The sequence below is a fragment of the Streptococcus cristatus ATCC 51100 genome, assembly GCF_000222765.1.
Lineage (GTDB): Bacteria > Bacillota > Bacilli > Lactobacillales > Streptococcaceae > Streptococcus > Streptococcus cristatus.
The window spans coordinates 63235-74059 of sequence record NZ_AFUE01000004.1; the positions used below are offsets into that span (position 1 = coordinate 63235).

The window sequence follows — 10825 nt, forward strand, 5'->3', positions numbered from 1 at the left end:
CTATAAATAGAGATTAAATCTCTAAAAATAGTACAAAAAAAGAGAGATAGTCTCTCTTTTCCTTCTTTATTCCCCTTCAAAGACATCTTTCATCTTATCAAAGAAGCCTTTCTTCTTAGGGCTCACTTTGATGTCTCCAGCCGCCGCAAAATCCTTAAGAGCCGCCTTTTGACGGTCATTGAGGCCTGTCGGCGTTACGACATTGACAGTGACATATTGGTCACCTACACTTCCATCGCGCAGATTTGGTGCTCCCTTACCACGCAGACGGAAACGCTTGCCCGTCTGGGTTCCTTCTGGGATTGTCAATTCAACATTTCCATGGACAGTTGGGATTTCCACACTGTCGCCCAGAGCTGCTTGCACAAAGTTGAGGTTGAGCTTGTAGTAAATGGTAGAACCATCACGTTCAAATTTATCGCTTGGCTCAACGTTCACCACTACATACAAGTCTCCATAAGGACCGCCATTAAAGCCTGCCTCACCTTGACCCGCCAAGCGAACTCGTTGACCTGTTTCCACACCAGCAGGGATTTTTACATGAACGCTATGCGCTTGCTTTTCATGTCCCGTTCCATGGCAGGTTTCACATGGACTTTTGATTTCTTGTCCGCGACCATGACAGACGTCACAGGTTACTTGACGACGCATCATACCTAGTGGTGTCTGAGTATCGACGTTAATAACACCAGAGCCGTGACAGCGACCACAAGTTACTGGGCTAGTTCCTGGCTTAGCACCGGAACCATGACAAGTCCGACAGCTAGCTTCACGATTGTATTTCACTTCTTTTTCTGTACCGAAAATAGCCTCTTCAAAGCGGAGATTTACCCGATACTGGAGATCATCTCCTTGACGCGGAGCGTTTGGATTACGAGTCGCGCCACCGCCAAAGAAGCTAGAAAAGATATCTTCGAAACCACCAAAACCAGAGCCATCAAAGCCACCGAAGCCGCCTGCACCGCCGCCAAAGCCTCCATTGGCACCCGCTGCGCCGTATTGGTCATAGGCCGCCCGCTTTTGCTCATCGCTCAGCGTTTCATAAGCCTCCTGAACTTCCTTATATTTATCTTCCGCCCCAGGCTCTTTATTGATATCTGGGTGATATTTTTTAGATAATTTCCGATAGGCTCTCTTAATCTCATCCTGAGAAGCATTCTTAGAGACACCTAAACGATCATAAAATTCTGTATTGTTCATTTAAGATACCAAGAGCGAACAGAAAGCGACTAAAATTTAGGAAACCAACAAGAAATCCTGATTTCTTAGGAGGTTTATCTAATTTCCAAGCTTTCCGCTCGGGTTCAATTACGAACACCCTTGTTCCTTTCTGTTAATATTGCGGAACGAAACCTCGATTTAGGTCAGTTTCAGTTCCTTTCTAACTTAGTTTAAAGCAGAACCAAAAATTACGTTCCAACTCTTTTCTTACCGAAAAACAGAGGCTGGGTTGCAACCTCTGGATTTCTTCTTATACTTACGACATTCAAAAACAAAGTCGATTATACTTTGTTTTTGAACTAGTAAGGCGTTTAGGCAAGTCGCCATAGCGACTGCCGTAGAATGACAATCACTTTAGTGATTCGTCATTCTTAACGAGTTACTTCTCAGTAAACTCTCCATCTACGACGTCATCGCCTGCGTTTCCTGTTGCTTGTGCGCCTTCTGCTCCTGCTTGAGCTTGTTGGGCTGCTGCGGCTTGTTCGTAGAGTTTCACTGCCAAAGCTTGCGCTTTTTCGTTCAACGCTTCAAGTTTTGCTTTCATGTCGTCCAAGTTGTTGTCTTCTTGCGCTTTCTTAAGTTCATCAAGAGCAGCTTGGGCTGCGTCACGCTCTGCGTCAAAGCCTTTGCCTTCAGTTTCCTTGATAGTCTTTTCAGTCGCAAAGATAGCTTGGTCTACTTCGTTACGAAGGTCTACTTCTTCTTTACGTTTCTTATCTGCTTCTGCGTTTGCTTCTGCGTCTTTCATCATGCGGTCGATTTCTTCATCAGTCAAACCTGAGTTAGATTGGATGACAATTGTTTGTTCTTTTTGAGTTCCAAGGTCTTTTGCTTTAACAGATACGATACCGTTCTTGTCAATATCAAATGTTACTTCGATTTGTGGGATACCACGAGGTGCAGCTGGGATATCAGTCAATTGGAAGCGTCCAAGAGTCTTGTTATCTGCTGCCATTGGGCGTTCACCTTGAAGAACGTGGATATCAACTGCTGGTTGGTTGTCTGCTGCAGTTGAGAAGACTTGTGATTTAGAAGTTGGAATCGTTGTGTTACGGTCGATGAGTTTTGTGAAGACGCCACCCATTGTTTCGATACCAAGTGACAATGGTGTTACGTCAAGAAGAACAACGTCTTTGACATCACCAGTGATCACACCACCTTGGATCGCAGCACCCATAGCAACAACTTCATCAGGGTTTACTGATTTGTTTGGTTCTTTACCAGTTTCAGCCTTAACAGCTTCTACAACGGCTGGGATACGAGTTGAACCACCGACAAGAATCACTTCGTCGATATCTGACAGGCTCAAACCTGCATCTGAAAGGGCTTGACGAACTGGAACTTTTGTACGTTCTACAAGGTCACGAGTCAAATCGTCAAATTTCGCACGAGTCAAAGTCATTTCCAAGTGAAGAGGTCCAGCTTCACCAGCAGTGATGAACGGCAAGCTGATTTGTGTTGAAGTTACACCAGAAAGGTCTTTCTTAGCTTTTTCAGCCGCATCCTTCAAACGTTGCATTGCCATCTTGTCAGTAGACAAGTCAATACCGTTTTCTTTCTTGAATTCTGCTACCAAGTGGTCGATAATCTTTTGGTCAAAATCGTCACCACCGAGCTTGTTGTCACCAGCAGTTGCCAATACGTCGAAGACACCGTCACCCAATTCAAGGATTGAGACGTCAAATGTACCACCACCAAGGTCGAATACCAAGATTTTTTCTTCTTTGTCAGTCTTGTCCAAACCGTAAGCAAGGGCTGCTGCAGTTGGTTCGTTGACGATACGTTCTACTTCAAGACCAGCGATTTTACCAGCGTCTTTTGTTGCTTGACGTTGAGCATCGTTGAAGTAGGCTGGAACTGTAATAACAGCCTTAGTTACTTTTTCACCAAGGTAATCTTCCGCATAACCTTTCAAGTATTGAAGAATCATAGCTGAGATTTCTTGTGGAGTGTATTCTTTTCCGTTTGCAGAAACTTTTTCAGAAGTTCCCATCTTAGATTTGATAGAGATTACTGTATCTGGGTTTGTTACTGCTTGGCGTTTTGCAGCATCACCAACGATGATTTCTCCGTTTTTAAATGAAACTACAGATGGAGTTGTGCGGTTTCCTTCTGGGTTTGCGATGATTTTTGATTCAGTTCCTTCAAGAACTGCAACTGCTGAGTTTGTTGTTCCTAAGTCAATACCGATAATTTTAGACATGTGTTTTTCTCCTTAAGTTTTTTCTTCTATTTTTTGATATTTTCCTTAAGTGGTGGGGACGTGAGCAACTCCCTACGGGATTTCATCACTTATTTTTGAGCCTAAAGTCTCAAAAATCTCCTGTTTCAGTAGCACAAGCTACTAAAATTTTCACCACGGCGGAAAATATCGGTTTTGCAAGCCTCTGGCTTGCCTCTTATCTTCATTCATAGTTTATTGTCGTTTCGGACAAGTTTTTTAAGCTTTCTAGCTTAGCTGTAAACTACTACCATTGCTGGTCTTAGAATGCGGTCATGGAGTTTGTAGCCTTTTTGGAAGACTTGGGCGATGGTATCTGCTGGATGTTCTTCGTCTGCTGGGAGAGTTTGGATGGCCATGTGATAGTTATGGTCAAATTCGCCGTCAGCTGCGATTTCTTCGATTCCTTCTTCTTTCAAAGCGTGAATCAAGCTCTCTTGCACCATCTCCAAGCCTTTTTTGACATCGTCTGTCAATCCTTCAACGGCAAGCGCACGCTCAAGGTTATCCAAAGAAGGGAGAATCGCTTTTGCCAAATCTTGGCTACGATAGCGTTGCAAGAGTTGACGTTCTTCATTAGCACGACGTTGGATATTTTGCATTTCTGCATGAGCGCGAAGGTATTTATTTTCAAAGTCTTCTGCACGCTCATTTGCTAGTTCTAGTTCTGATTTTTCAGGAGTAGTTTCATCCGCTTCTTCAACGGTTTCGACAGCTTCTTCAGTAGCTTCTACCACTTCCTCTTCTTTTACTTCTTCGTTTTTTGTTTCCTCAGACATTTTTCGCCTCCTTTTTAGGAATTTATGTAATTTCATGTTCAACTCACCTCATAATGATTGCTACTCAGATATCGGTAGAAATCTGTGAGTTTCATCGTCAAGACTCGATTGACAACATTGAGTTGACTGACCACCTTTTGGTAATCCAGATTGACTGGACCGACCACTGCCAGCATACCAAAGCCCCGATAGGGAATTAAAAATTTGCTGGAAATCAAGGTTAGATTGGCCAGACAGTCCTCTTGGCTAGCTGCGACTCGGACATTTTGCATCTGATCCTCAGCTAGACTATCACGGATTTCAAAAGCCACCTTCTGACGATCATCAAAGAACTGATAAGCCTCAAGATCCGCAAAACGTAGCAACTGAACCTTACCAGCTACAGCTACTTTTTCCGAAAACATCTGAGCAAAAATATGCTCAAAGAGATCGAGAACATTGTCCGTCGTCGTAAAGTAACGCTGGATAATTTGCGGAATCTCCGTCCGAATCTTGTAGTGAATATCTAAGACCGTCTGTCCCAAAAAGCGCTCTTGAATCATATCCCTCAAGCGCAATAGGTCTTCCTGGAGAAAATTCCTAGGAATCATGAACTGACTGGTCAAGGTATTGGACTCATCCAGAGTAAAGACAGCTAAAGCCGCGTGCTGGCTAATAACAACGATATCAAAAGCCGTCAATCGTTGCCGACTAGGCTCGACGTCAAGAGCTACAACCGTGCAATCACTCAACTCTGCCAAGATGTCCGCTGCCCGCTGCAGGATATCCTCCAGCTTGAAGAACTCTTGGTCGAAAGCTTTGACAACCTCGTAGAGCTCATTTTCCGCCAGCTGATCAAAGGTCAAGGAATGACGGACAAAATACTGGAAACCAGCGACACTGGGCTTGCGGCCACTTGATGTATGGGCCTTTTCTAGCAGTCCTTCCTTTTCCAAGGCTGCCATATCATTTCGAATAGTGGCACTCGAGGACTGGATAGTCTCTTGCAAGGCTTTAGAACCGACAGGCTCATGCGTCTTGGTAAAGATATCAATAATTAGATTTAAAATCTCATTTTGGCGTTCTGTTACCAAGGACCTCACCTCTCTTTAGAAAATTTCCAGCCACTGGCGAGATTTTATTTTTTATTTTTAGCACTCTAATGCATCGAGTGCTAAGTTATGATTCTATTATACACTCTTAAAAATGAATGTCAAGACAAAAAACCAAAAAATTAGCACTCTTTTCGCAAGAGTGCTAAAAATCAGTCTCAAGTCCTAGAAAACTTTATTGGACAGGATTCCTTTTACAATTCTTTTGATGAGCTTTAAGCTTTTTCATAGCCCAATCATAGTGGCTAGATGTGGCGCTGACAAAATAAGAACCCAAGGTCGTTCCGCCCGTCCATTTATAAACTCCCTTGGAAAACAATTCTTCATTGGTCAAGGTTGCGGCTAGGTCCAGGACAGCTCTATGCGAACTAGCCAGTATAGAACTTGCCTCCTCAAGAGAGGTCTGCTGGTGCTTTTCCCAAAATGCGACATTCATATCACCATACGTTCTCCAATTGTAAGGAGCTGGCAAGAAGGACTTCTCTTCTCCCCTTTGGTTGGCCTGCACCCAGTTGAGCAGCAGTTGGTGCCATTCATAAAGATGGATTAAGACATCCCTCAGATTCCGATCGCGCTTCCAGTGAGCTTCTTTCTTTTTCTCATCCTTTGAAAAATCAAAGGGCCTCGCCAACTCGTCCGCTGTCATGTTCGAAATGAGCAGATTCAGTTTTTCGAAATTTTCTGTAGCCGCAGCCAGTAAATCTTTTTTTGTTGTAGGTCTTGGCATGTTACATTCCTCCTATCTGACATCATACCTTAAGATGGTTTTCAGCTTTTCTTCTGGTGTCCTATTTTTGTTGCTCAAGTAAATCTCTCTGTGAACTTGGCCGCATCTTTCCAGTCCCAAGCTGTTTGCCAGCTCATCCATTTTCTCAAAAGAGGCTGGCTCACTGTCATAACTTCCTACGTGTAATACCTGAATGGCCCGCTCCTCTGGCAATCTTTGAAAACAAATGTCGTCGTAGAGAGGATCAGGCTTTTTCTTGCGGACATTCTCAAGGGCTGCCGCAAAAATGTCCTGAGTGATGACTTTGGGCTGCTGAATCATGAGCTGATAGCGAAGCTGACTTTTATCGAAGCCTTCCCCAGCAGCTTTTTCCCATATCCCCTCCAAAGGATAAACTGTGAAATCAGTCACCTTGTCCTCCGCCTCATCTTTCATCATGGATTTAAAGAGCATTTTTATGGAATAAGCTAACGAATAAAGGGCAGATACCCGCTCAGAGAAATCCGCTTCATTGGGATCGCCCTCACCTTCAATCACAATGAACTGTTGACTCGGCACCTCTACTAGCTCTGGCTTTTTCTTGGCTCCATAAAGGCCTTTCTCACTCTTTCTCCATTCATATTTCATCTTGCTGCCTCCTTTTCTCTTCTTACCATTAGTATACAAGAAGATACCTGACACCCTATGTCAAGTTTAATATTTTTCTGCCAGCCTAGAAAGCATTTCCTTCATTTTCACTCGAATTTCGGGCGGATCTAAGACCTCCACAGTGTCTCCAAAGGACAGAATATAACTATATAGACGATGGTCGTTGGGAAGCTCGATTTCTGTATACAAATTTCCTTCGGCATCTGTCCGAATGTCTCCGCTTAGTTCATCATAAACCCTGAAGGCCACTTTGCGATCAAACTTGACTGTCAGTTTAATGGTATTTTCATAGGTCAGTTCCTTTTCCAAGACGACATCTTCAAAGCTGTCTTCAAATCTCTCCTCCAGCCGCTCCAGATTTTTCATCCGAGATAGCTTAAAATACCTGAATTCCTGTCGCAAGAGGCAAAAAGCATAAAGATACCAATTCTGACTTTTAAACAACAAGCGTACAGGCTTGACACGGCGATTTGTCTCCTGACCATCACTAGCTAAGTAAGAAAAAGAAACAAGGTGCTTGCCTAGAATTGCAGTTTTTAGTTGATGAAAGGTATCTTCATATGCTTTATCGTTTTGCCAGTGATTAAAATCGATTTCGATCCAATTGGGATTTTTGACTTGAAATAGCGCCGCAAGCTTTGTAAGCAGGTCACTCTGGTAAAGCTGACTGGTGCTCTCCAGACCTTGCAGGGCCGCCATGATCTGCTCTTTCTCCTCCGCTGTCAGCAGGGACTTCCGCAAGACATAATCCTCTGCGATTTCTATGCCACCGCCCTTTCCTTGCGTGGAATAAATCGGAATCCCAGCGCTGCTAAGAGAATCCACATCTCGATAAATAGTCCGAACCGAAACTTCGAATTTCTCGGCCAGCTCCGTTGCAGTCACTTTCCCTCTCTCCAAAATATAGTACAATATCTGAAATAGTCGATTATTCTGCATGCCTGCTCCTTCTCCTCTTCCTATTATACAATACTTGCCATAGCATGTCATATTTTGGTAGGTTAGATCTAGGATAAGCTGTAATGAAAAAGAGAGTGGGACAGAAATCGGTAATTCGTTAAAATCCGATTTCGTCGTCCCACCTCCGCACAGTTGAGTAGGGCTGTAAAAGCTGATGAAATCAGCGTGGTAGAGCCCACTCAACCACTGCGTCTTGCTCGACAATCCAAAGAAAAAATGAGGCTAGGACTTTTGTCCCAGCCTCTTTTAGTAATTAGAAACCTTATTTCCGATAGATGTTATTTGCCTTTGTTTCCCCGACTACTACTAAGCTTTGCCACTATTTCCTGCAACAGGGGCAAATGTTGGCAAAGCCACCCCTTCTTTTAGTAGGGCTTCGTGATAGAGCTTGTAGAAAATATGGTACAGGCTCGCCTGCATACCGCTTGCAACGATTAAACTAATCCGAAAGTAAAACTGCCCGCTCGCAGTCATTTGCGGTCCCAGAATATCAGGTTCCTTCAAAACTTCTGGATGTTCAGGCACAGCTTCCTGATTGACAGCAGCGATAATCCGATAAATCTCATCCAAATCCGTCTCGGCATAGATAGGAATATCAATCAAAACCCGCATATCGCCACGAGAAAGATTGCTGACTACGGTGATATTTCGATTGGGCACAAAGTGAAGAGTTCCGTCCGCATCGCGTACCTGCGTAGTCCGAATTCCAACACTGACAACCGTTCCTGCAATCTTGATAGCACCATTGGTCAAGCGAACATTATCCCCTACATCCAACTGACGCTCTAAGAGAATAAAGAAACCGTTGACTAGGTCGGACAGAAAGCCCTGTGCTCCCATCCCAATGGCTACGCCGGCAATCCCTGCCCCAGCCAAAAGACTTGAGACCGGCATACCCAAAATGGATAAAATCCAGTAGAACAAAAGAAAATAAAGGGCATAATTGAGCAAATTCTCAATTAAGCGCATAATGGTCTTTTGCCGAGCGACATCCTGCCGAGATAATTTCAAAGATGGCGCAATCAGTCTAGTCACAAACAGATGGAGAATTTTCTTAGCCATCCAAAATAGTACACACAAAAAGACCAAGGAGACGAATTTCGAAAACACATCATCCAGAATAGCTGACCAGTCAAATTGCTGGAAATAGCGTGTAAAGACATTCCCATTAGCTGTCATTCTTTCCTCCTATGAGACACAAAAATCTTATTCATTATACCACAAAGGGCGGCGGATAATCATCAAAGCGGCCTTATTCTGTATAGGGTATACCAAAAAATATTGATTTTATACGACCTCTAGCGTATAGTGGAAAGCAGTTTATTTTAGAAAGGGAGCTCCTATGTTTCATCGAATTCTTTCTTCTTGGAATCGCGCCAATCTTATCAAACGGATTTCTATTGGGATTGTCACAGGCGCCCTGCTGGCCCTCATCTTTCCACAAGCCAGCGCCATTAGCCTCCTCGGCCAAATCTTTGTCGGTGGCCTAAAAGCTATCGCACCACTGCTCGTTTTTACCCTCGTTGCCAATGCCCTCTCTCAGCACCAAAAAGGGCAGAATAGCAATATGAAAACCGTCATTATCCTCTATCTAATTGGGACTTTTGCGGCTGCCCTTGTCGCTGTTCTTGCTAATTATGTCTTCCCTGTAACCATCGAACTGACCGCAGCCAGCTCGGAAGTCAGGCCACCAGAAGGCATCGGCCAAGTTCTGAGCAATCTCCTCCTCAATCTTGTTGATAATCCGATCAACGCCTTGAGCAAGGCCAATTATATCGGCATTCTGTCTTGGGCAGTTATCTTTGGAGTGGCCATGCAAGAAGCAAATCAGCAAAGTAAAGAACTCTTGAGAACACTGGCAGATATTACTTCAAAGATTGTCGAATGGATCATCAATCTAGCCCCCTTTGGTATTTTAGGACTGGTGTACACGACCATTTCTGGCAAAGGATTTGAGGCACTTAAGAGCTACGGCATGCTCCTTCTCCTATTACTAGGTTCCATGGCTCTTGTTGCGCTGGTCGTTAACCCCTTGATTGTCTTCATTATGCTTCGGAAAAATCCTTATCCACTGGTTTGGCGCTGCTTAAAAGTCAGTGGCGTCACTGCCTTTTTCACTCGTAGTTCGGCTGCCAATATCCCTGTTAATATGAAACTTTGTCGAGATTTGGGCCTCAATCCTGAAACCTACTCGGTCTCTATCCCACTCGGTTCCACTATCAACATGGCAGGAGCAGCGGTGACAATCAACACGCTGACCCTCGCAGCGGCCAATACACTGGGTATCCAAGTGGACTTTGGAACAGCACTGGTGCTTAGCGTCGTTGCGGCCATTTCTGCCTGCGGAGCTTCTGGGGTGGCTGGAGGCTCGCTTCTCTTGATCCCAGTGGCTTGTAGCCTCTTTGGCATCCCAAATGATCTGGCCATGCAAGTCGTCAGCGTTGGCTTTGTCATCGGTGTCATCCAAGACTCTTGCGAAACTGCCCTCAACTCATCCACAGATGTGCTTTTTACAGCTGTTGCTGAAATGAGCACCTGGCCCAAAGAAAAACGTTATTAAACAAAGCGCTGAGGCTGGGACAAAAGTCCTAGCCTCTCAATTGTCTTTACCAAACAAGAGACAGGGTACAAATGCTAGCCTGTCTTTTTCTTTTTAAAGCAATAACAAGCGAGACCAGAGAAGCTAGCGATTTGGATGAGAATGAGAATTTCTGTCAGGCTGAAAATAGCAGAACAGGAAGCTAGAAAGAGAAAGTCGCCAGCACCGATGCGAAGATCATAAAAGAAGGCTAGAAGTCCTAGGGCTAAAAAGAAGAGCATGAGCGGATTGATACCCGCTGTCGCCATCAGCAAGAACTGAAAAATCAGCCAGATTAGAAGAGGGTATTCTTGCTCACGCTGATCGTAGATAGCTAGGGTCAAGCCCATCGTTAGCAGTAAGAGCTGGGCTAGTGAAAGATAGCCTAAGCTCCAGCTTAGAAAAAGTAAACCCAGCACTAACTCAAAAGCAGCATACCAGACAGGCAGCTGGATCTTGCAGAAACGGCAGCGGAAGCCATTAAGCAACTGAGACAGGATTGGGACCAAATCCCGTGCTTTGAGTATCTGCTTGCAGTTGTCACAGTGGCTGCTTGGTGAGATGATGGATTGTTCTGGGAAGCGGTCAATAACTAAGCCT

At 44.4% G+C, this 10825-nt stretch carries 9 protein-coding genes and 1 pseudogene; 1 reads left to right on the forward strand and 9 read right to left on the reverse strand.

Going from position 1 to position 10825, the window contains the following annotated elements; translation table 11 throughout:
• Positions 1 to 66: 66 nt before the first annotated feature.
• The 8 genes from dnaJ to HMPREF9960_RS01940 all read right to left on the reverse strand — a co-directional run bounded on the left by dnaJ (position 67) and on the right by HMPREF9960_RS01940 (position 8826).
• A complete protein-coding gene (gene dnaJ / locus HMPREF9960_RS01905; protein ID WP_005591184.1) occupies positions 67 to 1200 on the reverse strand; it encodes a molecular chaperone DnaJ in 1134 nt (377 codons plus the stop codon).
• 400 nt (positions 1201 to 1600) lie between these two features.
• Positions 1601 to 3424, reverse strand: a complete 1824-nt coding sequence (gene dnaK / locus HMPREF9960_RS01910) for a molecular chaperone DnaK (protein WP_005591185.1) — start codon at positions 3422 to 3424, stop codon at positions 1601 to 1603.
• A 251-nt stretch (positions 3425 to 3675) separates the two neighbouring features.
• Positions 3676 to 4221 (reverse strand): nucleotide exchange factor GrpE, encoded by a 546-nt coding sequence (gene grpE / locus HMPREF9960_RS01915; RefSeq protein ID WP_005592038.1) that lies wholly within the window; start codon positions 4219 to 4221, stop codon positions 3676 to 3678.
• A gap of 38 nt (positions 4222 to 4259) precedes the next feature.
• Positions 4260 to 5294: a heat-inducible transcriptional repressor HrcA gene (hrcA, locus tag HMPREF9960_RS01920; protein WP_005592036.1), complete on the reverse strand. Its 1035-nt coding sequence runs from the start codon at positions 5292 to 5294 to the stop codon at positions 4260 to 4262.
• 193 nt (positions 5295 to 5487) lie between these two features.
• Complete coding sequence (locus HMPREF9960_RS01925; RefSeq protein ID WP_005591188.1) at positions 5488 to 6039, reverse strand: ClbS/DfsB family four-helix bundle protein; 552 nt, start codon at positions 6037 to 6039, stop codon at positions 5488 to 5490.
• A 12-nt stretch (positions 6040 to 6051) separates the two neighbouring features.
• Positions 6052 to 6666, reverse strand: a complete 615-nt coding sequence (locus HMPREF9960_RS01930; protein ID WP_005592044.1) for a GyrI-like domain-containing protein — start codon at positions 6664 to 6666, stop codon at positions 6052 to 6054.
• 66 nt (positions 6667 to 6732) lie between these two features.
• Positions 6733 to 7626: a helix-turn-helix transcriptional regulator gene (locus HMPREF9960_RS01935; protein ID WP_005592034.1), complete on the reverse strand. Its 894-nt coding sequence runs from the start codon at positions 7624 to 7626 to the stop codon at positions 6733 to 6735.
• A 327-nt stretch (positions 7627 to 7953) separates the two neighbouring features.
• The gene (locus tag HMPREF9960_RS01940) at positions 7954 to 8826 is read right to left on the reverse strand and encodes a mechanosensitive ion channel family protein (protein WP_005591191.1); all 873 of its coding nucleotides are present in this window, start codon (positions 8824 to 8826) and stop codon (positions 7954 to 7956) included.
• Between the two features lie 163 nt (positions 8827 to 8989).
• Between HMPREF9960_RS01940 and sstT the strand changes: the two genes are divergently transcribed.
• Entirely contained in the window at positions 8990 to 10207 is a 1218-nt protein-coding gene (gene sstT / locus HMPREF9960_RS01945) for a serine/threonine transporter SstT (protein ID WP_005591192.1), read from the forward strand.
• A 36-nt stretch (positions 10208 to 10243) separates the two neighbouring features.
• Here sstT and HMPREF9960_RS01950 read toward each other — a convergent pair.
• Positions 10244 to 10825 (reverse strand): annotated as a pseudogene (locus tag HMPREF9960_RS01950) (prepilin peptidase); the annotation flags it as partial.

What these genes read in the sequence shown, in the direction of transcription:
- dnaJ (WP_005591184.1), bottom strand. Translation starts at nt 1,200, where the DNA reads ATGAACAATACAGAATTTTATGATCGTTTAGGTGTCTCTAAGAATGCT.
- dnaK (WP_005591185.1), bottom strand. Translation starts at nt 3,424, where the DNA reads ATGTCTAAAATTATCGGTATTGACTTAGGAACAACAAACTCAGCAGTT.
- grpE (WP_005592038.1), bottom strand. Translation starts at nt 4,221, where the DNA reads ATGTCTGAGGAAACAAAAAACGAAGAAGTAAAAGAAGAGGAAGTGGTA.
- HMPREF9960_RS01925 (WP_005591188.1), bottom strand. Translation starts at nt 6,039, where the DNA reads ATGCCAAGACCTACAACAAAAAAAGATTTACTGGCTGCGGCTACAGAA.
- HMPREF9960_RS01930 (WP_005592044.1), bottom strand. Translation starts at nt 6,666, where the DNA reads ATGAAATATGAATGGAGAAAGAGTGAGAAAGGCCTTTATGGAGCCAAG.
- HMPREF9960_RS01935 (WP_005592034.1), bottom strand. Translation starts at nt 7,626, where the DNA reads ATGCAGAATAATCGACTATTTCAGATATTGTACTATATTTTGGAGAGA.
- HMPREF9960_RS01940 (WP_005591191.1), bottom strand. Translation starts at nt 8,826, where the DNA reads ATGACAGCTAATGGGAATGTCTTTACACGCTATTTCCAGCAATTTGAC.
- sstT (WP_005591192.1), top strand. Translation starts at nt 8,990, where the DNA reads ATGTTTCATCGAATTCTTTCTTCTTGGAATCGCGCCAATCTTATCAAA.